This window comes from Staphylococcus agnetis (assembly GCF_011466855.1).
Lineage (GTDB): Bacteria > Bacillota > Bacilli > Staphylococcales > Staphylococcaceae > Staphylococcus > Staphylococcus agnetis.
Genome location: NZ_CP045927.1, coordinates 1394990 through 1421035, shown reverse-complemented (window position 1 = coordinate 1421035; position 26046 = coordinate 1394990). Strand labels below are relative to the sequence as shown.

The following is a 26046-nucleotide window of genomic DNA, read 5'->3' as shown; positions in this document are numbered from 1 at the left end:
GTATACAATGCCGATAAACTTAATAAAGAAGTTTCATTCTTTGTTTGGAGATAAATTTTTATCTCAACAAGAAAGTAATGCGGAAGATATCGAAGTTGCTTTAAATAAGAATGAAAAGTATAAAAACTACCACGAAAAAGAACAAGCCACATCACATACGAGTAATCAAATACTACACACCTTATCTGATGGCACGACAAATAAAACATCCGATGAGTTGAAGTACCAACGCAAGCAAATAGAAGCACTTGTATTAGGTCATAATGGTGACGGTGTTCAAGAGTTACGCGCAAGTCGTACAAGTATGGATGCACAAAATTTCGACAGTTTGAGTAGTCGTCTATATCACGACTTTTTAACCGAAAAGAATAACCGTGAAAAGTTACGTACTGAATTACTTTCTAAAATCATGCGTGTAGTTAACGTTGATGATTATGGCGGTGACCCTACAGGCCAAAAGGATAGTACACAAGCGTTTGCTGACGCTTTAGCAGATGGCAACAGAATGGTAACCATGAGCGCTGGCACCTACTTAACTACTGGCATTAAAATGCCTAACAATTCACGTTTAGTTGGACAAGGGGCAGACATTACAATCATTAAATTTATGGATAACACACCTGCTGAAAACATTGGTATTACAAACTTAAAAATGAGTGGTTATGCTAAGAACATTTCATTAGAGAATTTCAGTTTTAATGGTAATAAATTCCGTCAGAATAAGGCGTTAAAGCCTGCTGGAGGGTCACGTTCAAGTAATATCCGTCTTGCTGGTGTAACGAACGGATACGTCTATAATGTGAAGTCTTATGACGCACTATTACACTGTATCGACGTGACATATGCTAGCGACGATTACTTTTACCAAGGCGACGGTAATCGCGTCCCTGAATCGTTAGAAAGTAAGCACGTACACATTGATAATTGTGAAGTTTATGGTTGCGGAGATGACGGTATCACAACACACCATTCACGTTATTTAACAATCACAAACTGTTACGCGCATACACCTACTGGCGGAGGTAATAATAACGGAATTGAAATCGATGACGGTTCACAATTCGTTTTTCTTTCAAACAACAAGACGGAAGGTAATTTTAGTGGTCTTGAAATCAAAGGTCATGCTGCAGTAAGTGCTGCACGTGGTGTCTTTGTTAACGGGCATGTGTCTATTGGGGATATCCGATCATACAACATAAGACATATTGGACATCACAGACCGGCTACAGACGCAAAAAGTAAAACTGCATTTGATGTGTCTTTAAACAATTGTTTAGCACTTTATCCATATTATAACGGTATATACGCTGGAACATCGCCTAGGGCGTTATTAATTAGCGCTTATCGAAACGTGTCTGTAAACAACTTCACCGCTATTGGTGACAGTAGATTCGCTAAATTAGAAGGTGGTAAGACAGATTATACAATGCCAGCAATTGCAGTACAGTTTATGGCAGAGAATGTAATTTTAAACAATATCAATGTTACTGGCTTCAAAGATGCTGGTGCAGACATCAAGTTTTTTGGTGGTGCTAACAGAGGTAAACGATTCGTAGTTAATAACGTTAACATTTGGAATTCATCAAATAAAATCGGTATTGCTAGCGGGGGCGGTATTTACGATTTAAAAATCACAAACGGTAATCTAACTGGTAATGGACCAGGCAACGGCATCGAGACTTACAATAATACAACTATTATTAGTGGTGTTACAGCTGATAACTATACAAACGCCGCAGTGATTGCGAAAGAAAAGTATAACGTTGTTCCTACTGTGGTTAAAGGTGGATTTACAGGTGGTTCAACAGGTTCTGCCGCAGTTAGTCCAGTGAGCGCTGTGTTAGCGTCAACAGGTAATTCAAGAGCTTACGATTCACGGAGTTATGTCATCGGAAGTGGTTATAACTCTAAAGCTTACGGATCTCGTTCAGGCGTGATTTCTTCCCTACAATCTGAAACAACTAAAGGTGGACACACACAGATTGTCATTAATAGTAACCGTGTTAAAGCGCCAGGTAACTACCATATTGTCGGTGGATATTCAGACAAGGGCGAAGCTTCCACAAGTAATATCAAATTCGATTTAAGCACTTATAGCGGTAACTTAACCCTTGCCGGTAAGATTACTCAAAACAGTGCCGATATTGCCGAACTATTTGAATCACAAAATGGCAAAGCGATTGAATTAGGTACAGTTGTTACTTTAGATGGTGACAAGGTACGTAAGGCGCAACCAAATGATGTGCCTATAGGTGTTATTTCAGGCACTGCTGCATTAGTAGCCAATGAAAAGTCCTACCACCATAAGGACAGGTTCCTCAAAAATGAGTACGGTGTTACTGTGACTGAACACAAGCAAGTAAGTTATCTTGACGATGAAGGGCATGAGCAATTTGAATGGCGTGATGTACCAGTTGAGAATCCTGATTACGACCCGTCAATCGAATATATGTCGCGTTCTGAACGCCCTGAATGGAATACAGTAGGTTTACTCGGTCAAATCTATACAAACGTCGAAAAAGACGTTGTAGCAGGCGATTTAGTTAATGGTCGTGCTGGAATTGGATATAAAGACAATGTAAATGGTAAAGGTCGTGTCATGAAGATTACAACGCCATACGATGATAAAAAAGGTTTTGGCATTGCATTAGTATTGTGGGGTGTTAATTAGTGGAATTACAAAAAGTAGGCAAAATTAATTTAGAAGAAGAACCGTATTTAAAGCCGATATCCGACAGGGGTATTGGCTTTTACAATTTAGATAAGAATACTGCGCAATTCCAATTTGTGGTCTCTAAAGACGACAAGCCTCTTCTTATTTCAGACAAAAATGTTAAAGGGTACGCCTTCTTTAAAGGACAGTCTGTTGATGGAGAAAAAGTTTCAACATCTGGCGTCTTAGATTTAGAATTCATTGACCCTATGCGTGGATTAGTCGGCGTAACAGTCCCTCAATGGTTTTTGAAGAACGTCACTAATTCGACAGTTCTAGGCGAAGTGTATTTATCCTTAAATGACGCTAGCAACAACGACAAAGACGACACAGTAGTATTAGGCACATTCTCGTTTAAAGTACGTGACAGTCTAGTTAATCAAATCGAAAGTGATATTAAGGTTAGCTACATTCGAATGTTTGATGACTTGAGAGAGGTTCTCGAAAAGAAAGTAGAACAAGTTAAACAAGATGTGGGCAGTTTAACTAGCCTAGTTGATTTAGTTAAACAAACTGTACAAGATGCTTTAAGCAAAATTGAACTCAGTCAATCTAAGACTTTAAAAGATTTGGAAGATGCTAAAAATAATGCTACAGAAGATGTTGTTAATAGTCGTGATGATGCGTTACGCCAAATCGACTCGAAGCGTAGCGAAGTGAATTCTAGTTACGATTTAAACAAATCTGCTTTTGAGGAAACTGTAAAACAGCATGTAAGTGAGTTTGATAACAAAACGCAAGCTGCTAACGAAACTATCGATTCTAAAGTAGCTGATTTCAATTCCGCATTGAATAATGATGGGTTTGTAAAACCAATACAGTTAGACGGTAAATTAAATGAGTTGCAGTGGCAAAAGTTTAGATTGACGCCAGATAACGGAAATCTAACATTTGCAACGCAATTTGATTTTAATGATTTAGATAATGCGCTAAATCAGAATCCGTATTTAAACTTTGTTGTATCAAATGCGGTTAATACTCCAAATAACCTAAATAATTATGGTGTTATGACAAATATCGGTGTAGGCAACTATAGATTATTAACGTATTACCCTTACAATTCTCCTGACAAATTTATCACTAATATTAAATGGGGAGGAGTTTGGCAAGGGTGGAAACAAAATTTAATCCCTACTGATACTGGTTGGATTGAATTCACTTTATTAAATGGCGCTACTTCTAACGCAGCGTTTAATAGTGATGGCGAAGAAACCGGTTTTAAATGTGCATATAGAAAGGTTGTGAATGGTACATTAACAACTAATTATCTAAGGTTAAACGGGTCTAATGTTACCAGTGGACAAATCATAGCGCAACTTCCTCCTACATTCACAAAGTATTCGCAATCATTCCCAGTAAGGGTTCCGGTTTCTACTGCATTTGCTGGTGGATATGTGACTATACGTCCTAGTGGAGAGGTAAGGTTTTACGTTAATGGCGATACAAACGCTTGGCGTTCAAATAGCTATTTTTACGGCGAAATGAGATGGAGTGATTAAATTGGAAATCGAAAAAGTAGTTTATAACGTGCATAATGGACAACCTTTTTTAGTTGTTAAAAATGAAGAAGGAGAAAATGTTTATCCTGAATTTGAATATACAGAAGTACCCGTTCCGGAAGGTGTGTATTTACCTGCCTTTTTTGATGTTTATAAAAATCAATGGATTGGATCAACAAAAGAAGAATTTGAAAAGACACTGCCGAAAGAGACTAGTGTTAATAAAGACTTGTTAATTAGTCAATTAACGATAAAGGTGGCTGCGCAAGAGAGCGAAATGACACAATTGAAATCTTTAATAGGCAATCTTACTTTAGAAGTTGCGCAATTAAAAGGAGGGGCTATGGGATGAGTGTAGAAGGGCTAAAGTATTTGTACGATGAAAATTTATACACAAACGATCAATTTAAAATATTTGTCGTTTGTAAATGGATTACAGCCGAAGAATATAAAACTATTACAGGGGTGGAGTATCAAGTGCTGTAGATAATAAAACAAAGTAGGTGGCGTAGTGTTTGGCTTTATCAAACGACGTGAGCACGAATGGCGCATTATGCGTTTAGAAGAAAATGATAAGACTACGTTTGAAAAGCTTGACAGAATCGAACAGAGTCTTAGAGCGCAAGAAAAAGTCGGGGATAAACTCGACAGAACTCTTGATGAAATGAAACGCAATCGAGAAGAAGAAGAAAAGAATAAAGAAAAAAATGCTAAAAATATCAGAGATATAAAAATGTGGATTCTCGGATTAATCGGTACTATCTTAAGTACGATTGTTATTGCAGTATTGCGGACGATTTTTGGCATATAAGGGAGGTGAGCGCCATGCTATTTGGATACAGTTTTTGGGCATGTTTTTGGTTTGGTAGATGTAAATAATTAAGTGAAAGTCGGCGCTTCGGCGTCGGCTTTTTATTATGCAGAAAAGAGGTGCATAAATGGGATTACCTAACCCTAGAGTTAGAAAACCGACTGCGAGTGAAGTTGCAGCATGGGCTAAATCTAACATTGGCAAACGCATTGATATAGATGGATATCGTGGTGCTTAACTAAGGGTTCCACGTAAAAAAATAATGTGAATTGCTGGAACACCCTTAGAGCCTTAATAACTACAACGTAACTGGCAACGGTAAGCGTGAATGTATAAAAATATTAAGGATTGGGCAATCAGCAGCGAAGCCTCTATGGTAACAGTAGAGGAACGTTCAACGACTAAGCGCTACAAATTTGTAGACTGTGCATTAAATATTCATAAAAGTGTGATACAATGTAATTGACAGCTAATAAGGAGTGGTCAAATGGACATTGTAGGTATGCAGTTTAACTATTTGAAAGTATTGGAATTTTACGGTAGAAATAAACATAAAAAGAAGTTATACAAATGTTTATGTACAAGATGCGGCAAAGAAAAAGTTATGATAGGTACTGAAGTGAAAAACGGGTACTCTAAAAGCTGTGGTTGCCTAACGAAAGATAGCCATCATAAAAAACATGGAATGACAGGTACATTAATTTATCATAAATGGAAAGGTATGAAACAAAGGTGCTATAATCCTAATTACGAATTTTATAATGCCTATGGTGGTAGGGGTATAAAAGTTTGTGATGAATGGAAAGATGACTTTATGCAATTTTATAAAGATATGGGAGATGTTCCTTTTAAAGGAGCTGAGCTAGATAGAATTGATAATGACGATGATTATAAACCTTCAAATTGCCGATGGGTAAGTCATAAAGAAAATTCAAATAATCGTAGAAAATATCACAATAAAACAGGATATACTGGTGTCACTTATAAACCTAAAATAAATAAGTATCAAGCTCAATTGTACAAAAACAAAAAATTTATATACTTAGGTGTTTACGAAACTGCAGAAGAAGCGCATTTAGCATATAAAAAAGCTAAAAATGAATATTAAGATATAGTCTAGTCTCATGTGAAAACATGAGGCTCTTTTTATAGAGCAATTTATCGTTATACAAACGTATTGAGAAATTAATACGGGGAAAGGCGCTAAATTAAATACAAACGCAATGTTGGGATACACCTAACTATATTTTTAAAAGGTATTGGGGTTTTATTACATGGGGTAACGCCATGCATATGGCTTTTTATAAATACCCTAAAGGTTTTAAATTTTATCCGAACAGTTCAAATTTTGTACCTAAACCTGGTGATATAGCAGTATGGGGTAAAGATTCATTCAATAATGGTACAGGACATACAGCTATCGTTGTAGGTCCATCTAACAAAAATTATTTTTATTCAGTAGATCAAAACTGGCGTAACTCAAACGGATGGACGGGGTCTCCTGGTTCGTTAGAAAAACATAGTTATTATGGTGTGACAGGATTTGTCCGACCTCCTTATCATCCTGAAGCTATAGTAGTACAACCTACAGAAGTTCCAGAAAATGATGATAAACCTAAAAATGATGCTATCCAACCCAAACCATCAATGAAAGAAATCAAAAAAGTACAGTACACTTCTTTTTCGAGTATACTGGATCAAAAATTAGAATACATCGACCACAGAGTAGCTTATGGCAATATGCAACCTAAACCTCAAGGAATATACATCAAAGAATCATCGCATATGCGCTCTGTAGAAGAGCTTTATTTACAACGCAATAAATATATCGAAGAAGGAGAATACCCTCATGTGTATGTCGATAGAGAGCGCGTGTGGACACCTAGAGCATATGACAGAGAAGCTCCGCAATATCCTGGTTGGTTAGTTATCGAAGTCTGTGGTGGTCAAACAGAAGGTAAACGACAATTCATGTTGAATCAAATAAGAGCGTTGATTTACGGTGTGTGGATGTTAGGTTGGACAGACTTAAAATTGTCGCGTAGTAGCTTGAAAGTAGACCCTAATATCTGGCGAACTATGAAAGATTTAATTAATTATGACCTAATCAAAAATGGTATACCTGACCAAAGTAAGTATGATGAAGTCGAGAAAAAAGTTATTGAAATGTACCTCAATAAAGATAAGTTAATGAGCGAAACTATTACTACAGTAACCACTAAAATGCAGATAAAGATGAAAGGTAACACGACTGTAGATACACCTACGGCATCTTCTAATGGTGTTAAAGTACCTACAGCTCCAACGCCACAAATTGTAGTCGAGAAAAGTCCTTTTACTTTCCAACAAGCGTTAGATAAACAAATGGCACGTGGTATGCCTCAGAAATCATACAGTTGGGGTTGGGGTGCTGCGTCACGTTCTGAAACTAGCAAATATATGAATCCTAATACGATTTGGAACAATAGTACACAACGCTATCAAATGCTGAATCTAGGTAAGTATCAAGGTATTTCTATTGATAAATTGAATGTGATATTAAAAGACAAAGGTACTTTATCTGGGGAAGGAAAAGCTTTTGCGGAAGGGTGTAAAAAATACAACATCAATGAGATTTATCTAATTGCACATGCATTATTAGAAAGTGGTAATGGACGTTCTTATTTTGCAAGTGGTAGCGCAGGAGTATATAACTATTTCGGTATTGGAGCCTTTGACAATAATCCTAATAACGCCATACCATTTGCGCGCAGTAGAGGTTGGACTTCTCCAGCAAAAGCCATCATAGGTGGAGCTAAATTCGTAAGACAGGATTATATCAACAAAGGACAAAACACATTGTACCGGATGCGATGGAACCCTAAAAATCCTGCAACGCATCAATATGCAACTGCTATTGAATGGTGCGAACATCAAGCAAGCAATATCAGCACCTTTTATAAACGTATCGGTTTAAAAGGACAATATTATATACAAGATAAATACAAGTAAGGATGTGGATAAACTGTGTATAAAATAGCTCAAGTAAACACTAGTATAAATACCCAAAACGTATCTATTGGTAATATCGGTACTCGTTTTTATACAGAAGATGAGAATACCGCTATTGTTAGAGTTAGGATTAATTACGAAGGTAATCCGGTTGATCTAACTCAAACAAAAATGAAACCCAAATTAGATTTATTTTTAGAAGATGGTTCAATTTTTATGAACGAACCAGTTGATTTAATAATGCCACACAGCGGTTTAATACAATATAACGTTCCTGTAAAAGTAATTAAACACATTGGCGTGGTGGATTGCAAATTATTTTTAGAAGATGATATACAGTCAATCCATGTAGCTAATTTTTCTTTTGAAATTGTAGATAGTGGTATTGAAGATGTAGTTCAGAAAGAAATATCTGTAACCCTTGTAGATGACACTGTCCGCCGTATCGTAAAAGAGAACGCTATTCAACTTCTAGGCGATGACTTCGAAGCACGCCTTAATACTGATGTGATCGAGCATTTAAATAGCAATCCTGATTTATTTAAGGGAGCTAAAGGCGACAAAGGAGAAACTGGAGCCACTGGACCTAAAGGCGACAAAGGAGACGTTGGAGAGCAAGGTAAACAGGGAATACAAGGTATCAAAGGTGATACAGGAGAAACGGGCCCTATTGGTGCAACTGGTCCACAAGGTCCTCAAGGCGAACGTGGGGAACAAGGTCCTCCAGGAGAAAGTGGAAAGGTCGAAACAGATTTAGCGAAAGGAAATTTTGACTCACTAAAATCAAAAGTGGACTTTAACTTTCAAACGGATTTTGTTGAAAGTCTGAAAAATTTAACCACTACTACAGACAATATGGTAGTGACTATTACACATGCCCCCTCTAAAACTTTCCACATTGTACAACCTATAAGTAAAAATAGAGCTTTAAGGGTTTGGTTTAACAAAAACACAAAAGATGATTATATAATCCTGCGCGAAACGGAGATTGGAGATTTCAATTTAGAAAATAAATCCATAGGGTATCAAAATCTTCAAATTGTTGACTCTAGTCAATTTGACACTAGTTATCCACCTAATTATTTCGCAAAAACAGTAGGTGCCACCCTGGTAGGTGAAGTGATTGCTGATAAAATAAATTTTGTCTCGTACTGTTCCAACGTTGGCGGTATTTGGGAGGTAACCCTTGATGAGGGTAGTATTTATGAAAAGAAAAAAACAATATCTACTTGGTCAGAAACTACTGTGGTTGATAAAGAACAACTGTTGTTTGATGGTTTAGAATATAAAAAACACACAATTAAAATGGTATTTAAAGGACAAGACCCTGAACATCCAACTTCCACTCCAAGGGGCTGGCTGAATTATGGAGGGCAACGCCCACAAGACGTTAAAGGTACGTTAAACATCTTTAAATTAGTTCCAGTATTATCAAACGAAATACAATCATTATACAGCTATTCAAATAAAGATTTTGCTATACAAATTAGAAGCGCTGATGAATCTAGCGGAGAACAATTCGTCCCTGAACATAACTCAATTGGAACAGCGTTTGCTAAATCAGACACTAAACTCATTGGTGATGGTGTGGATTTAAAGTTTGTTACTGATGTTGTGTATCCTGGACTTAAATCTGTAAGTCTAATACAAGATGTATATGGACGTGTAAATAGTGTGGATTTGATGAATATAATCACTAATCACACGCTTAAAAATGGAGATATAGTAATAAATGGTTATGTTAAATTTTTAAAAAACACATATGTGAAAACTGGCTATGCTGGTATGATACCTTACTTTACTAAAAATGTAGACACGATCAAAACTTCAATGAATAATCTATATACACCCGACACTTCCGGGACTTACAGAGTGCAAATGACGCCGGAAAAACTACAAGCTAAATCATTTTTATTAACAAACAACACAAATAGTGTTGTTACAGCGTTCACGTTTTATGACTTTATAAACACAATGCGCATTAATGAGAATAGTCGGAAAGGCGACACTTGGATAGAACATCGTAATGCAACAATGGGTAAAGTGTACAACCAACACTTTAAGGATGAAACGGTGAATGAAAATACAGAATGGCGATTCAAAATGGCTATAAGAACTACAGAGTTTCCAAAGATACAATATTTAATATAAGTCGACCTTAATTGGTCGGCTTTTTATTATGAGGAGATGAATTAAATGAATATTAAAGTAATTGCACGTTATATTGTATTACTATTAGCTTTATTAAATCAGTATCTAACAACTAAAGGTATCAACCCTCTACCAGTTTTTAGTGAGGAAGATATATCATCAATCATTATGACTATTATGGGTTTGTATATGGCATGGAAGAACAACCCAAATACAAAAGAAGCTGAATGGGCTAACCAAAAAATGAAAAAGTACAAAGCTGAACAAAAGTATATTAAAGCAACTGGCGCTATGCCTCAAAAAGACATTGTCGAACCAGTTGAAATCGAGGAGAACCTTTAGGGGTTCTCTTTTTTGAGGTGATTAAATGAGAACTTTAGATGAGGCTATAAAATGGCTCAATAACTCTGTAGGTAAGCAATACGACTTTGATGGTGCCTACGGTTACCAATGTTACGACTATGCTAATGCGTATTTTAACTATACGACTGGATTAAGGTTAAGTGGTATGTATGCCAAAAACATTCATACAGACAATGCATCAGTTTTAAATAATATCGCAACTGTACATGAGAATACACCTAACTTTCTTCCTTTACCTGGTGACATTGTAATATTCAATGGACGATATGGTGGCGGGTGTGGTCATGTAGCAATAGTGACTCAAGCGACATTAAATAGTTTCGAAGTGATTGAGCAGAACTGGCAAGGTGGAGGATATGTAAATGGACGTCCAGGTTGGGAAACTGCGACAAGACGTTGGCACCAATATGACAATCCGATGTGGTTTATTCGTTTAAATTATGCTGGGAAGAAATCCATCAAGAATGTCCTACCGTCGAAGCAACCTAACCCTAAAAAGCTTAAAATAGCTTTAGTGCCAGGACATGGCTATGCAGATCCAGGCGCAACAGGTAATGGGACTAATGAACGTGATTTTATACGTAAGAACATCGTGCCAAATGTCGCCAAGTATCTACGAACAGCAGGACATGATGTTTATTTGTACGGTGGGTCTAACATGTCGCAAGATATGTATCAAGACACTGCATATGGTCAGCGTCTAGGTAATAAAAAAGATTATGGCTTATACTGGCTTAAGCACAACCAGAATCCTGATGTAGTTGTTGAGTTTCATTTAGACTGGTCAGGTGGAGGCGCTAGTGGTGGGCATGTCATTATTTCAAATAAGTTTAATGCAGACACAATAGACAATGGCATACAGTCTGTCATTAAGTCTAATTTGGGTCAAATTCGAGGTGTGACGCCACGTAATGACTTGTTGAATGTCAATGTATCAGCAGAGTTAAACGTCAATTACAGACTAGCTGAATTAGGTTTTATCACTAACAAAAGTGATATGGATTATATCAAGAGAAATATTGATAAATATTGTCGTGAGATAGCTGGGGCTATACACGGTAAACCTATCGGCGGTACGTTAGCGGGTAAAACACAAGTTAATCGTATATCTTGGGGGTTAAGTGGAACATTCTATCCAGACAGAGCGATTAAAGTCCGACGCCAAGCAGGATTAAATGGCGAAGTGGTTGACCAAGCGTCTTGGCTATATAGTAAAGATGACTGGGTTAAGTTTGATCAAGTGATTAAAAAAGATGGTTACTGGTGGATAAGATTTAAATACCAGGCACCAGGGGCAAGTAAAGCCTATTTCTATTGTGCTGTATGTAAAATCACAGATAAGGAAGAAAAAATAAAGAATGAAAAGTATTGGGGAAATATTAAGTGGTTATGAGTTGATTTACAAAATATGTATATGTTAAATTATTTTTAGGCATATTCCCTTATGCTCAAATTATAACCTTGTGTCTTGTATGTAATGTTCAAAAAGTGGGACGGTCTTAATTGACCGTCTTTTTTGTTTGCGTTAAATTATTTTTAGGTCGTCCTAAAAATGTATATTTTCCAAGTTTGTGAGAGTAGCCCTTGAGGCTGCTCTTTTTCTATGTTATCTTATTTACGTGGTTGTTTTATACGTAAATATAAGTGTATTTGCAGGCTAGCCGAAACGGTTAGCCTGTTTTTTTTGTGTTATACTATATCTACAAGCCTTAGCCTTATTGGCCTCGCTTCTTGTCTGAAGGTTGGATACGACTATGACTTTGGTGGTAGGATAGTAAACCACAAAAAGGCAAGCAACCGTATAAGCTATAATGTGTAGTCGCGAATGTACATTATAGTAGTGGTTGCTTTTTTTGTGTTATAATAGACGTATGAAATGGTCATTCTTGAAATGACTCGGTCGCTGGTACAGACCGCTTAAAGTGCCTACATCACATTAACTGAGCATTCACATGTGCGATTGACGAATCGGTTTGCTGTGTCCCAAAATGGGGTAGGTTTATGTGATGTATTTTTATATAGTAGGAGTGAACTATATAGCCTGTTAAGTGGCCTAGTAACTTAACACTTATCCCGGCAATTGATACCCTTTTTGCCCTTCACTCGATATAAAGTAAGCGACCTGTAAAAGGGTCGCTTTTTATGTTGCACGTGTCAATCACGTGTCAAAATAGTTTTGTTTTGTTAGTTTTAGATAGAAACTAAAACTCTGAAAATACTGTAGTTATGCGGTTTTAGATAATGGTAGGGAATATCAATTGTCCCTCACTCTCCGTTAATTATTTATATTTCGTAAATCTACCGTTGTATCACGTAATCACAAACGTTGATATGACGGTTTTTGCTGTTTCTAGTTGTCTAATGTGAACATTGTATTAGATACGTAACGTCCAAGGGAACGGTTGTTCAATTAGTTGATCATTTAATGATTTACGTTTTACAGTATTCATAGTCAGTCATTTATGTAAAACAAAGATATAGTTAAGGTTTCAAGTTAAATCGTTCACTGTTATGATGGTCAAATTGAGAATGGCAACCTATTCTACGGCAAAACAAGTTTTGAGTATGCATTGCTAGTATGTCAGTCTTTAGCTTAAGGTTAACTTAGATCAACCACCAAAACCTTAATAATCTATTAAATATAAAAGGATTTAAAGTTTATTGGTATATAATATTATTAAAGGATTGATAGAATATCAAATGCGCATAAGGAGATTTTTAAAACAAAAAGATGATTATTATAAACTGTGTGAGTAATTAGATGATAACTCTGATAGTGACGGTAGTTTAGAGGACTATGGTATTTCAAAATAAGTCTATACGATTTCGTCTTTTTGTAAGATTGTCTACCTATATGCAAGGTATTAATTTTGGTATTCAAAAAATTATGTATAGGAAGAGAAACATCATGAAAAAATTCTTGAAAAAATACAAATATCATGCACTTGTAATTTTTGCGGTGTGGAGCTTTATTTCTGGTTTTAAACTCTATTTTACTAACTTTGGTAAGCCAAATGGTTTTGAAGAAAAGTATCCATTATTTTTACTTAATATTTCTCTTATCGCTATTTACGCAATTCCCTTGATACTATTGGCACGTTATTTAACAAAACGCTTTGAGATTTCTAAAAAAGTAGTGACGTTAAGTTGGATTATGGGTTTAACTGCCTCCCTTTATTTGTCCGGTATAGGCCATTTGATTGTTGCACTTTTTTGGATTAAAGTAATTAACCCACCACAATCTTTTATTAATCAATGGGGCGCTGCTGTATCAGGTCCATTTGCTGAAGAATTTGCAAAGGGGTTGACAGTTCTAATTATCTTACTGCTTTTCAAAAAAATGGATTTAAAACATGCGTTAGTCAGTGGTATGATCGTTGGCTTAAGTTTCCAAATAATTGAAGACTGTATTTTTACATTCCGAAACGTATTTGTAGCAAATGGTGAAGGCTTTGCAACTTTAATTGAACGTATTGTACATGCAGGCGGTACCCATTGGACATTCTCTATTTTATTTGCAGTGGGAATGGTAGCACTGATTGCTAAAAATACTGGATTTAGTAAAATACAAGGTGTTTTCTGGTTAATGATGGGTATTTTCGCGCATTTCTTAGTCAACTCACCGTTCAATGATGGCATTGATTCAAAAACTGGGGAAGTGACTGTATTAATTTTAACGTTTAACTTATGTTTAGCAATTGTAGCTATTAAATCAGTCGATAAAATTGAATCGAAAAGAACCGAAGACGCTTAATCTGAAAAAACAAATTAAAAATGAACATTGATTTACTGTAAATGTGATCTAAATAATAATACTGGAAAACAATATCAAATCCACCCGGGCAAGCGGGTGGTATTCATTTTTTATTAATCGAATAGGAGCTATAAGCAGTCAAAATAGGAGAGCAAAGTAATTAATTAAAGGGATAAGCAGGTAATCAATGGCATTGTGATAAAGTTGATGTAATCATGCATATCAATAACGAATGATGCTTTGTATTGGTTTATTCTAAATAATTATAAGTAACATATATCCTTATTTAAGAGGTTGCCCATTGAACCAAACCTCATGAAAATTTCTATTCTTTTGATTAAGTTTAATTTTTAACGAATAAAATGTATGGAAATGCCCAAAGCATTCATTGTGTTATCTCAAGGAGTATATTTGTTGCAAATCTTAAAAATACATTAATTTATAGACTATTTATAGTTTGTGTATATATAATATGGTTAATGAATTTATAGTAATACAATATTGCACTGGTGATGATTGGAAGTTAAAAGTCATATTTTAAACGAAAATCATTTAGTATTCACGAAGTGTGTTATTGATGAGGGGACATTATATTACTTTGTACTGCTATGCGTAACATTTATTTACCTTCATCTTTTGCACGGGATAGAATTTAATCGTTGTGCCCTTGTATTATTCTAATTTATTCAAAATACTTATAGGAAAGGTACATCATGAAAAATTTATTTAACAAATACAAATATCATGCGCTTATACTTTTTGCAATATGGAGTTTTTTCTCAGGTTGCAGAATCTTTTATGAGAGTTTTGGTAAACCGGATGGATTAGAAAACAAGTATCCGTTGTTTTTGCTCAATATTGCACTTATTGCAATATATGCAATACCATTAATTTTACTCACTCGATATTTAGCAAAACGCTTTGAAATTTCAAAAAGAGTAATTCATTTAAGTTGGGTTATGGCTTTAACTGTTTCTGTTTATTTTTCAGATATCGGCCATACAATTGTAGGCTATACAACAATTGTTATTTTAAAAGTTCCAAATGCGATTTTAGCAGATTGGGGAGCGGCTATTAGTGGTCCATTAGCTGAAGAATTTGGTAAAGGATTTACAGTTTTACTTGTACTGCTGATCCTTAAAAAAATGGATTTAAAAAATGCGTTAGTGAGCGGAATGATTATTGGTCTTGGTTTCCAAATTATCGAAGACTGTAATTTTACTTTCCAAGAGATATTTAAAGCTAAAGCTGACGGTTTTTCTCTACTTCTAGAACGTATTGCTTTTTCTGGAGGTACACATTGGGTATTTACACTAATATTTGCTATCGGTATCGTTGCTCTAATTGCTAAAAATACTGGCATATCGAAAGTACAAGGTTTAGTTTGGATGTTGGTAGCATATTTTGCGCACTTTATTTACAATACACCATTCAATGATGGTATAGGTTCTAATACTGGTGATTTCACAGTTCTACTACTAACAATAAATTTATCGCTTGCACTTTTAGCATTCAAAACGGTGGACAAAATTGTGTCGCAACAAAAAGGACAATTGCCGAATAAATAGTTAGTAATGAAAAGGAACAATTTCATTCTCGAGAAATAACTTAATATTTTTTATAGGTTCTATGCTTTTAGTGAGATGAGCGAAAGCTTCATTGACTAATAAAAGTATAGGACCTATTTTTAGCTCAATCACAAAATTTTTATCACTATCTCTCATGTTTTACGTCAACATTTGCACATTCTTTTGAGAATGATTCATCCGTTGTTGACTCATGTCACTTTCGTCTCTAGTTTCAAACATAACACCATTTTTAGCCTTATCCTATTTCAAAATCCACTAAATTGAAACTGCATTATACCTTTTTAAATTATGATATTTCATATAAAAGTGACTAAATAAAAACCCGATTTTTTTATGTGAAGATTGAGAACACATTATGATGAATTTCTCGGTTTATCATTTTCAATTATATAATATTAAAAATGAATAATAAATTTTCAAATCAAGAAAGCAAGACGTGGTATTGAATACTTTTAATAAATTTTATCATATTAGGTTTTTCATTATTTTTTCAAGGGTAGATTTAAGAGTAGTTAATGTTTTCAGGAGGTGAGAATAATAATGAAAAGATTGAAGAACTTTATTTTAGGCTTGTTGATTGTTGTGATTGTTGGTTTTCTATTATTTATGTACATAGATCATCAATCCATAAAACAATATCAAAATTATTTTTACCAATTCATTTGGTTTCAACCATTATTGATTGGATTGGCAGGGCTATTAATTTTAATCGGTTTAATATTATTCTTTAGCGCATTTAAACCGACGTATCGAAAACCAGGTTTATATAAAGATTATAGTGACGGTCATATTTATATTTCTCGTAAATCTATTGAAAATACAGTTTACGATACGTTGAAACAATATGATGATATCCGTCAACCTAACGTAATCTCTAAGCTTTATAATAAGAAGAATCATAGTTATATTGATATCAAAGTAGATTATTTAGTACCAACAAGTACAACAAATGTACAAACGCTCAATGAGAAAATTCGCAACGACATTAAAGAACGTGTGGAACACTTTACGGAGATACCTGTGCGTACCCTTGAGATAAATATACGTGATCAACGAAAAAATTCAAATGAGCCACGTGTTGTATAGTTGTAAAAAGGAGGGTTTCCATGAATAATAATGAAAATCACCAATCACACCAAGCTACAGTTGATACGTTAGCGATTTTTTTTCGTGCATATCAATGGCGTATTATTGGCTTTTTCTTATTTCTAATTTTAGCTATTTTATTTATTACACTTGGTTTTTGGAAAACTATCCTAATAACCTTTTTGTGTTTAGTAGGAATAGGATTAGGGTATATTAAAGATTGTACACAAGATTTCTTGAATTTCATAAATAGACTTAGTTAGTTTAGATGAAAAATATTAATTAAAAGGAGTGTTTTAGATGGCTAATCAAAATTTCAAACAAGCTTATAATGAACAAACAGGTGTGAATGATAAAGTACGTGAAGAAAAAGAAAAAAACGCTCAAAGTGAACCACAATTCAAAAATAGTCTTACTTTCACAGATGAAGTAGTTGAAAAAATTGCTGGTATTGCAGCACGTGAAGTCAATGGTATTTTAGATATGAAAGGTGGTTTTGTAGACAGCATAAGTGGTTCGTTCTCAAATGGTAATAACGTCACACAAGGTGTGAGTGCTGAGGTAGGTGAAAAGCAAGCAGCGGTTGATATAAAAGTTATTTTGGAATACGGTGAATCAGCACCTAAAATTTTCCGTAAAGTGACTGAAATGATTAAAGAACAAGTCAAACATATGACTGGATTAGAAGTTGTAGAAGTAAACATGCAAGTAGATGATGTTATGACACGAAAAGAATGGCAACAAAAAAACGAGCGTAATAAACAAAACAATGAAAGTAAAAGCTTACAATAATATTGAAGGCGCACATACTTTAAGACAATGTGTGATGCCATAGCGGAACTGGGGCTCGTATGTCTCAGTTCTTTTTATGTATAAGGTGTTGTTAAAAAAATATATTAAAATTGTAATAATATATAACTATAAATGACTGAGACAAAACGAGTTGGAAATATTGTGTTCTAAACCAACGTTTTTGCTCAAATCGCCCGCATCATTACGTAGACAGAAAGGGATGAGAAACACGTAATTTATAGGGTTACTATAGTAAGAGCATTCGTGCCTTACAACCTTATTCACGCTTGAATAAAACGATGGCGTATGCAGTAACTAGTATACTGAATATTGCGTTACTAAAGTGTTTGAGGAGAACTTTAGCTTTAAATTAATATGCTCATTTGTAAACGAATAATACATACTTGAAACACCTTCAAAAGTCACTTGAAAAAGTGTTTTGAAGGTGATTGAACAGTGATTATTGTGGTCAATTTTGAATATATAAACGATTCATATAATAAATCATTAATCTACTAATGTTACAGCAGTAATATCATCTACGAAAATAAATAAATGCGCTAACGATGTGCTTTTATCTCCAGACACTAATGTGACATCTTTAAGATTAAAACCAATGGGTGATTTTAAATTCGCTTGAATGTCATTACTAATTTCTTTTAATTGTTGTTGAAATTTATCACTATGATCTGATGTATAAGGTTTACCAAATACAACATTACCTTTTAATGTAATTGCGAGTTTTAAATTGTTAGAAGCTGCTAAATCAATATAATTCTCTATGAGTGTTTTTTTCTCCATTTTTTCACCTCTATGTTTATTTTTAATACTTTACCCTATTCTGTAATTTGTAATGACATTATTCCAATTTTATATACATCTTTAGTTAGCGTGGTATATTAGGTGTGATGTAGAGTTGTTTGCTAATTTTACACTTGTCTATATTAATATGTATGTGCTTAAAATGAATAGAAAGCACGCTTTATTAGTAATTGGTCAATATTTTGAGTCATTCTTATGCAAGTCATTAAAATTAGCATTATAATAGGTAATAGATAGTGGTTGGAGGTTTAATACATGGAACATTGGCTTGAAACACAAGCGCGTATAGCGCCAAATAAAATTGCGGTAGAGACGGATACGCGTGTATTAACATTTAAAGCGCTTTATGATCAAGCTGTGAAGCTAGGCGCACAGTTCAATCAACTTGAACGGTCACGTATAGGATTATATGTAAATAATTCAATTGAAGCCATCATATGTATTCATGCGGCTTGGCTGTATGGTATTGAAATCGTCATGATTAACCATCGTCTAACACGTCATGAAATTGAAAAACAACTGAATTCAATCAAAGTAAGAGATGTTATTACGACGTTGCCACTTGAGTTAGCGTCAGAATTTCATATTATGAACTATACAGCATTATGTTCTCATTCAACGACGAATGCTAGACGACAACCTCTTAACATGGAACGCATCGCATCGATTATGTTTACATCAGGTACAACTGGACCTCAAAAAGCAGTTCCGCAAACTTTCAAAAATCATCAAGCAAGTGCTCAAGCCTGTTATGAAACATTGGGATTTTCAGATGAGTCAAGATGGCTAACAGTTTTACCTATTTATCACATATCGGGATTAAGTATCATTATTAGAAGTGTTTTGTATGGGTTTACAGTGTATTTAAAAGAAAAATTCGACGCTGGAGCTATTTTAGCATGCATACAACATAAACACATTACACATCTTTCGCTTGTTCCGCAAACGTTAATTCGCTTAATGCAATCAGGGTTGAAGAAACCTTACACGCTTAAGAGAATTCTTCTTGGTGGTGCAAAATTAGATAGTACATTGATTACAAAAGCATTAGAATATCAGCTTCCAATTTACAACTCGTTTGGCATGACTGAAACATGTTCTCAATTTTTAACTGCATCACCAGCAATGTTGAATCAACGTCCTAACACGGTAGGATGTGTAAGTGCACAACAATGTATAAAAATTAAAGACGTGAATAGTGATGGGCATGGGGTGCTATTTGTTAAAGGTGATAATGTTATGAATGGCTATCTTTATCCTGAATCAATTAACGCTTCAATGTTTGACGAGGAAGGTTATTTTAACACTGGAGATATAGCAAGCATAGATGGTGACTATGTAACGATATATGACCGGCGAAAAGATTTAATCATTAGTGGTGGAGAAAATGTGTATCCTTTTGAAATTGAATCGAAAGCCAAATCACTAAAAGGTGTTAAAGATGCGATGTGTGTAGGGACACCAGATGATAAATGGGGTGCGGTGCCCGTATTATATATTGTGAGTGAACTCGGTGAAACTGTGATTCCTATTTTAGAAAACTATTTGAAAGAGCAACTTGCAAAATTTAAACTTCCAAAAGCGATTTATATAGTGGAAATGTTACCTTATACAAGTACTGGAAAATTACAACGTCAACATTTAGTAGAGGTAGAAAAATGAAATTCATAGACATTCATTTTTATAATTTTTCACCAAAATTCAAACAACCTATCATGACGCCTAAAACAACGATGACACAACGGAAAACTCTTGTAATAGGTTTGGTTGATGAGCAAGGCAAAGAATGGTTTGGAGAAGCAAATGTATTTGAGACCAACTGGTATTATAAAGAAACAATTATCGATGTTAAACATGCCATTTCACAATGGTTTTGTTCAATTAAAAATCAAACATTTACGCGTTTTGAAGAAGTTATAGCTTGGTTAGATAAGTTAAATGATAAGCCAGCTGCACGTGCTACATTAATAATGGCAATATATCCGATATTTCATACACTACCTACTTTTAATGTGCCAACCGTTCAAACGATTAATGGGGACTTCAATGAAAGAGTTTTAAATTTGAATGACACTGCACGTCTAAAATTAAAGTGGTCTTCAGATATATTAGAACAAGTGCATATGATACGTACGATTTATCCTGATGTGCCAATGAGTATAGATGCCAATCAAACTTTGACTGAGGCAAATATTCCTACTTTAAATGCATTAGGGAAAGAAGAGATTGCATATATAGAGGAACCTTTTGAAGATTTAAGGTTGATGGGGGATAAAGGGATGCTGCCACCAATAGCGATTGACGAGTCTGCTACGTCATTAGAACGTATTTTACAACTGATTCATACGTATCCGATTTCAGTCGTGGTACTTAAACCATTTCGTCTTGGAGGCATCGATAGAGCATTAAGTGCTATGACATATTTGCAAGACAAAGGTTTAAAAGTCGTTATTGGTGGCATGTATGAAACGGCTTTAAGTCGTTATTTTACAGCCCTAATTAGTATTCATGGTGATTTTGCAGGAGATGTGACACCGCACGGCTATTACTTTGAACATGATTTATGTGAGACGTCAGGTCAACTTCAACAAGGTGAATTGAAATTTGAACCGCCTCAAATTGATCGTCAACTTTTAGAGCCATATTAGTGCTTTTTATCTTTTTTAAGAGGAACAGGATCAAAGCCGCCTTTATGTAGGGGATGGCATTTTAAAATACGTTTAATCCCTAACCACGTGCCTTTCAACGCACCATGAACCTGAATCGCTTCTATGGTATAGTTTGAGCATGTTGGATAAAATCTACACGATGGCGGTGTGAGTGGAGATATAAATTTTTGATAAAATCGTATAGGTAATATAAATAGTTGTCTCAAGCTTGGGCCTCCTCTTATTATTTTAGCTTAATTTTAACACAGTTTGTAAAGGGGAAAAGGAATTGGAGTTTATTGACCAGAAAAATCAACATATTAAATTACGTTATTGCAAACCTAATGACCAACCTACGGGAGATCATGTGTTAGGTTTAACATTGTATCGTAATACAATGTTATTTACAAAGCATCGACTGAGAGGCATAGAGTTCCCTGGGGGTAAGTGTGAAAAAGGAGAATCAACACTTCAGGCGTTAGCGAGGGAAATTTATGAGGAAACAGGTGGACATTTACAGACAGCTTACTATATTGCGCAATATACTGTAACAAATGCGCAACGGTCTTTCACAAAGGATGTTTATGTCTGTATTATAGATGCGATTGAGCCTAAAGTAGACTATTTTGAAACGCATGGCCCAATTCGTTTTCAATCTATTGAAGAGGTGCCTAAAGGTGATAAAAGTTTTTTGTTAGAAGACCCAGCCATTTTAAAATGTGTTGAGAGGATGACGGAGCTTGGATTTTACGACACGTAAGTTAATGCCTGCAGATATTCAAACACATGTTGTTGAAGAATTGTCTTATTACGTAGATGGTTTAATTGTAAAAGGGTTATGCCTCACACCCAAAAAATGTGTGAAACGTATTATTGTCTATTTAAGAGGTGGAAAAGGACAAGTGGGGCGTGTTCGTTTAGCGCGGTTGCTGCAATTTATTCAGCCCCATACACTCGTATTTGCGCCTTATTATAGAGGGAATAACGGCAGTGAAGGACGAGATGAATTCGCCGGCGAAGATTTAAATGATGTCGAGGTGGCAACAAGGATTTTAAAATCTCAATATCCGAAAGCTTATATCCATTTTATAGGTTTTTCGCGAGGTGGTATTCAAGGTTTATTAACTTTTCAACGTATTCCTGTGCATAGCTATATCATTTGGGGTGGTGTAAGTGACCTAAAATTAATGTTTGAAGAACGCGTAGATTTAAGAGACATGTTAAAGCGCATGATAGGTCATCCTCAAAAAGCAATAAAAGCATATGAAGCCCGGGATGCCTTAAAATTCATCGAGAAATCATCACCACCTGTACTCATTATTCATGGAGGCAAGGATCACCAAGTGGGGATTAAGCATGCCTATGTGTTAGAAGCACGACTTCAACAAAAAGATGTGATGTTCGACACATTGTATCAATTAGAAGAGGGACACGTCCCTAAGCCTAAAGCGATGCAAAAAGTTTTAGCATATATACAATCTTGGATGGAGACGATTGAAGAGAATAAAAAAAGCTGTGGTACATGAAAATCATGTATCACAGCTTTTGATTTATCCTTTAAAGCCACCAGTTTGTTCTAGATGTTGAGTATCTTCACCGAATTTTTTGAAGTTTTCTTTAAAACGCTCAACTAATTCTTTTGCTTGCGTAGTATAGGCTTCTTTATCTGTCCATGCATTGATTGGTTGTAAAATTGTGGTAGGTACATCTTCAACCGCTTTTGGAATATTTAATCCGAAAATATGATCTTTTTCAAACTCAGCATTTTTTAGTTTGCCACTAATAGCGTCATTCACCATTTTACGTGTATGGCGTAGTTCGATACGATTTCCGATACCATATTTACCACCAGTCCAACCTGTATTCACTAAATATACATCCACATCATGTTTGTCAATTAAATCACCAAGTAAATCCGCGTATACTTTAGCATTTAACGGTAGGAATGGAGCGCCAAAACATGTTGAGAATGAGGGTTGAGGTTCTGTAATACCACGTTCTGTCCCTGCAAGTTTTGATGTAAATCCACTTAAGAAATGATACATCGCTTGATCTTTGGTTAATTTAGAAATTGGAGGTAACACGCCAAATGCATCTGCAGTCAAGAAAATGATGGTATTTGGATGAGATGCTTTAGATGGTACGACAATGTTGTCGATGTGATGAATTGGATATGCAGCACGTGTATTTTCAGTGAGTTTATTGTCATCAAAATCCACATAACCATGTTCATCTACAACGCAATTTTCTAAAACAGTACCATATCGAATGGCATTAAAAATTTGGGGTTCTTTTTCTTCTGACAGATGAATGGCTTTTGCGTAACAGCCACCTTCAATATTAAAGACACCATTTTCATTCCATCCATGTTCATCATCACCGATTAATTTACGATTTGGATCAGCGGATAAAGTGGTTTTACCTGTACCAGATAATCCAAAGAATAATGCAACATCACCTTTATTACCTACATTAGCCGAGCAGTGCATACTCATAATGTTTTGTTCTGGTAATAAATAATTCATCACAGAGAAAATAGATTTTTTCATTTCGCCTGCATATTCCGTGCCCCCGATTAAAACCGTTTTATGCTTAAACGAAATGATTACAAAGGTTTCTGAACGAATGCCATCTTTTTCTGGATTTGCTTTGAATGTAGGTGCAGAAATAATCGTAAAATCAGCTTTTATTTTTGCAGCCTCTTCTTTAGAGTTTGGTTTGATAAATAAATTTTGTGCAAATAAGTTATGCCACGCAAACTCATTGACGACTGTTAAATCGAGCTGTGAATCTTTATCACTACCTGCATAACCATTGAAAACAAATATCTCATCTTTACTGTCCAAATAATCAATCACTTGATAGTATAAGTTTAAAAACTTTTCCTCTGAAATAGGTTGATTAATTGTGCCCCAATCAATATCATCTTTTACTTGAGGATTGTCTACAATATATTTATCTTTTGGAGAACGTCCAGTATAAACGCCCGTTTTTGCATTGATGGCCCCGAGTTCTGTTAATTCAGCTTCGTCTCGTTTTAATATTTTGTTATAAAGTTCTGTTGTTGTAAGTTGAAAATGAGATGAAGGCTTGTCTTTTAAAGCGTCAATTGCTTGTGTGTCAAACGACATGATTTTATCCCTCCAATAGTTGTTTCGGCAATGTAAGCCTTTACAATTCAAGAGTATAACACATTGATTTCATAATCCATACCAAAATTAGGTAATTTGGAGAGAAAAATAGTAAAATAATTAGGTTGTTAAATCGCTTTTATATTTGTGTAACATAAGACGAAACTGAATTGACACTATTAAAAAATTTATGTAATATAGGACTAACGGATTCTCTTATCCTGAGTGGTGGAGGGACATGGACCCAATGAAACCCAGCAACCTCTTCTTTCAATAGAAGAAAGGTGCCAAACCGTTTGCAGACATATATAGTCTGAACGATAAGAGCGAATGGACGTTAAAGGCCTTCTCTCTATTTTATAGTGTGAAAGGCTTTTTTTATTGGCTCAGTCACAGAGAGAACTTCGTAATAAAATTTAAAGGAGCTTAATATGACTTACAATAGACGCTTATTTACTTCAGAATCAGTTACTGAAGGACATCCAGATAAAATTGCCGATCAAATTTCTGATGCGATTTTAGATGAAATTTTGAAAGGTGACCCTAATGCGCGTGTAGCATGTGAAACGACTGTTACGACGGGGATGGCGTTAATCGCTGGTGAAATCACAACATGTACATATGTAGATATTCCTAAAGTTGTGCGCGAAACGGTTAAAGAAATCGGCTATACGCGTGCAAAATATGGTTATGACTACAAAACAATGTCAGTGCTTACAGCAATCGATGAACAATCGCCAGATATCGCACAAGGTGTGGATCGCGCTTTAGAATATCGTGAAGATAATCAAGATGAGGTTCTAAATACGGGTGCTGGCGATCAAGGATTAATGTTTGGTTATGCCACTAACGAAACAGATACATTTATGCCATTACCAATTGATTTGTCTCATAAATTGTCTAAACGCTTAACAACGGTGCGTAAAGATGGTACGTTAAGTTATTTAAGACCAGACGGTAAAGTTCAAGTTACTGTTGAATATGATGAAAACAATCAACCAAAACGTATTGATACTATCGTTATTTCATCACAACATCATGAAGATATTGAATTAAAAGATATTCAAGATGATTTAAAGAAACATGTGATTTATCCTACAGTAGATAAAAAGTTAATCGATGAGGATACAAAGTTCTTTATCAATCCTACAGGCCGTTTTGTTATCGGTGGTCCTCAAGGGGATGCAGGTCTTACAGGGCGCAAGATTATCGTTGATACTTACGGCGGTTATGCGCGCCATGGTGGCGGTGCATTTTCGGGTAAAGATCCGACAAAAGTAGACCGTTCTGCTGCGTATGCTGCACGCTATGTAGCTAAAAACATTGTCGCTGCAGGCCTAGCAGATAAATGTGAAGTCCAAATTGCATATGCAATTGGTGTCGCGCAGCCTGTATCTATTTCAATCGACACGTTTGGGACAGGCAAAGTTTCAGAAAGTATCCTCATTGAAGCGGTAAGACAAAACTTTGATTTACGACCTGCTGGGATTATTAAAATGTTAGACTTACAACGTCCTATTTACAAACAAACTGCTGCATATGGTCATTTTGGACGCAATGATATTAATGTTCCATGGGAAAAAACGGATAAGATCGATATTCTTAAACAATCAGTAGAAGCATTAAAATAAAGTTTTCTTAATTAAGATTCGCGATTTGATTCGCTTTTTTATATAATGATGATAATAAAGCAAAT

The 26046-nt window shown here is 35.2% G+C and carries 22 protein-coding genes, 2 pseudogenes and 1 riboswitch; of the genes and pseudogenes, 21 read left to right on the top strand and 3 right to left on the bottom strand.

The window, feature by feature from the left end:
• The first annotated feature begins 7 nt into the window (after positions 1 to 7).
• The 16 genes and pseudogenes from GJE18_RS07015 to GJE18_RS06945 all read left to right on the top strand — a co-directional run bounded on the left by GJE18_RS07015 (position 8) and on the right by GJE18_RS06945 (position 17749).
• Complete coding sequence (locus tag GJE18_RS07015) at positions 8 to 2671, top strand: peptidase G2 autoproteolytic cleavage domain-containing protein (protein WP_165805220.1); 2664 nt, start codon at positions 8 to 10, stop codon at positions 2669 to 2671.
• Positions 2671 to 4212 (top strand): BppU family phage baseplate upper protein, encoded by a 1542-nt coding sequence (locus GJE18_RS07010; protein ID WP_165805221.1) that lies wholly within the window; start codon positions 2671 to 2673, stop codon positions 4210 to 4212. The genes GJE18_RS07015 and GJE18_RS07010 overlap by 1 nt, the downstream gene beginning before the upstream one ends.
• Position 4213: 1 nt before the next feature.
• On the top strand, positions 4214 to 4564 hold the full coding sequence (locus tag GJE18_RS07005; RefSeq protein WP_165805222.1) for a hypothetical protein: 351 nt from the start codon (positions 4214 to 4216) through the stop codon (positions 4562 to 4564).
• The gene (locus GJE18_RS07000; RefSeq protein WP_103346112.1) at positions 4561 to 4698 is read left to right on the top strand and encodes an XkdX family protein; all 138 of its coding nucleotides are present in this window, start codon (positions 4561 to 4563) and stop codon (positions 4696 to 4698) included. Before GJE18_RS07005 ends, GJE18_RS07000 begins: the two co-directional genes overlap by 4 nt.
• Positions 4699 to 4723: 25 nt before the next feature.
• Entirely contained in the window at positions 4724 to 5023 is a 300-nt protein-coding gene (locus GJE18_RS06995) for a DUF2951 family protein (protein ID WP_103346113.1), read from the top strand.
• Positions 5024 to 5150: 127 nt separating this feature from the next.
• Positions 5151 to 5258, top strand: a pseudogene (locus GJE18_RS12345) (hypothetical protein); the annotation flags it as partial.
• Positions 5259 to 5510: 252 nt separating this feature from the next.
• Positions 5511 to 6131 (top strand): AP2/ERF family transcription factor, encoded by a 621-nt coding sequence (locus tag GJE18_RS06990; protein WP_165805076.1) that lies wholly within the window; start codon positions 5511 to 5513, stop codon positions 6129 to 6131.
• A 110-nt stretch (positions 6132 to 6241) separates the two neighbouring features.
• Positions 6242 to 8014: pseudogene (locus GJE18_RS06985) on the top strand (glucosaminidase domain-containing protein); the annotation flags it as partial.
• A 15-nt stretch (positions 8015 to 8029) separates the two neighbouring features.
• Complete coding sequence (locus tag GJE18_RS12260) at positions 8030 to 10165, top strand: phage baseplate upper protein (protein ID WP_165886112.1); 2136 nt, start codon at positions 8030 to 8032, stop codon at positions 10163 to 10165.
• A 45-nt stretch (positions 10166 to 10210) separates the two neighbouring features.
• Positions 10211 to 10507, top strand: a complete 297-nt coding sequence (locus GJE18_RS06975; RefSeq protein ID WP_107396743.1) for a phage holin — start codon at positions 10211 to 10213, stop codon at positions 10505 to 10507.
• A gap of 25 nt (positions 10508 to 10532) precedes the next feature.
• Positions 10533 to 11921 (top strand): N-acetylmuramoyl-L-alanine amidase, encoded by a 1389-nt coding sequence (locus GJE18_RS06970; protein WP_165805218.1) that lies wholly within the window; start codon positions 10533 to 10535, stop codon positions 11919 to 11921.
• 1515 nt (positions 11922 to 13436) lie between these two features.
• Complete coding sequence (locus tag GJE18_RS06965) at positions 13437 to 14282, top strand: PrsW family glutamic-type intramembrane protease (protein WP_060551311.1); 846 nt, start codon at positions 13437 to 13439, stop codon at positions 14280 to 14282.
• A gap of 713 nt (positions 14283 to 14995) precedes the next feature.
• On the top strand, positions 14996 to 15850 hold the full coding sequence (locus GJE18_RS06960; RefSeq protein WP_107369005.1) for a PrsW family glutamic-type intramembrane protease: 855 nt from the start codon (positions 14996 to 14998) through the stop codon (positions 15848 to 15850).
• A gap of 561 nt (positions 15851 to 16411) precedes the next feature.
• Entirely contained in the window at positions 16412 to 16957 is a 546-nt protein-coding gene (amaP, locus tag GJE18_RS06955; RefSeq protein WP_165886111.1) for an alkaline shock response membrane anchor protein AmaP, read from the top strand.
• 20 nt (positions 16958 to 16977) lie between these two features.
• Positions 16978 to 17220, top strand: a complete 243-nt coding sequence (locus tag GJE18_RS06950; protein ID WP_060551308.1) for a DUF2273 domain-containing protein — start codon at positions 16978 to 16980, stop codon at positions 17218 to 17220.
• Between the two features lie 37 nt (positions 17221 to 17257).
• Positions 17258 to 17749, top strand: coding sequence for an Asp23/Gls24 family envelope stress response protein (locus tag GJE18_RS06945; RefSeq protein WP_060551307.1), 492 nt, complete (start codon positions 17258 to 17260; stop codon positions 17747 to 17749).
• Positions 17750 to 18256: 507 nt separating this feature from the next.
• On the opposite strand, the gene GJE18_RS06940 is transcribed toward GJE18_RS06945, so the two are convergent.
• Entirely contained in the window at positions 18257 to 18550 is a 294-nt protein-coding gene (locus GJE18_RS06940) for a hypothetical protein (protein WP_060551306.1), read from the bottom strand.
• 276 nt (positions 18551 to 18826) lie between these two features.
• Between GJE18_RS06940 and menE the strand changes: the two genes are divergently transcribed.
• Positions 18827 to 20233 (top strand): o-succinylbenzoate--CoA ligase, encoded by a 1407-nt coding sequence (gene menE / locus GJE18_RS06935; RefSeq protein WP_060551305.1) that lies wholly within the window; start codon positions 18827 to 18829, stop codon positions 20231 to 20233.
• Positions 20230 to 21219 carry an o-succinylbenzoate synthase gene (gene menC / locus GJE18_RS06930; protein ID WP_060551304.1) on the top strand — a complete coding sequence of 330 codons (990 nt, stop codon included), beginning with the start codon at positions 20230 to 20232 and terminating at the stop codon, positions 21217 to 21219. The genes menE and menC overlap by 4 nt, the downstream gene beginning before the upstream one ends.
• Here the strand turns inward: menC and yidD are convergent.
• Positions 21216 to 21446 carry a membrane protein insertion efficiency factor YidD gene (gene yidD, locus GJE18_RS06925; RefSeq protein ID WP_037565613.1) on the bottom strand — a complete coding sequence of 77 codons (231 nt, stop codon included), beginning with the start codon at positions 21444 to 21446 and terminating at the stop codon, positions 21216 to 21218. The genes menC and yidD overlap by 4 nt on opposite strands.
• A gap of 62 nt (positions 21447 to 21508) precedes the next feature.
• Here yidD and ytkD point away from each other — a divergent pair, with 62 nt between their 5' ends.
• Both ytkD and GJE18_RS06915 read left to right on the top strand, forming a co-directional pair.
• Complete coding sequence (ytkD, locus tag GJE18_RS06920) at positions 21509 to 21979, top strand: RNA deprotection pyrophosphohydrolase (RefSeq protein WP_060551303.1); 471 nt, start codon at positions 21509 to 21511, stop codon at positions 21977 to 21979.
• The gene (locus GJE18_RS06915) at positions 21960 to 22745 is read left to right on the top strand and encodes an alpha/beta hydrolase family protein (RefSeq protein WP_060551302.1); all 786 of its coding nucleotides are present in this window, start codon (positions 21960 to 21962) and stop codon (positions 22743 to 22745) included. The genes ytkD and GJE18_RS06915 overlap by 20 nt, the downstream gene beginning before the upstream one ends.
• A gap of 24 nt (positions 22746 to 22769) precedes the next feature.
• Here the strand turns inward: GJE18_RS06915 and pckA are convergent, their stop codons facing one another.
• Positions 22770 to 24350, bottom strand: coding sequence for a phosphoenolpyruvate carboxykinase (ATP) (gene pckA / locus GJE18_RS06910; protein ID WP_060551301.1), 1581 nt, complete (start codon positions 24348 to 24350; stop codon positions 22770 to 22772).
• Positions 24351 to 24563: 213 nt separating this feature from the next.
• Positions 24564 to 24677: riboswitch (SAM riboswitch) on the top strand.
• 104 nt (positions 24678 to 24781) lie between these two features.
• Here pckA and metK point away from each other — a divergent pair.
• On the top strand, positions 24782 to 25981 hold the full coding sequence (gene metK, locus GJE18_RS06905) for a methionine adenosyltransferase (protein WP_037565609.1): 1200 nt from the start codon (positions 24782 to 24784) through the stop codon (positions 25979 to 25981).
• Positions 25982 to 26046: the final 65 nt, after the last annotated feature.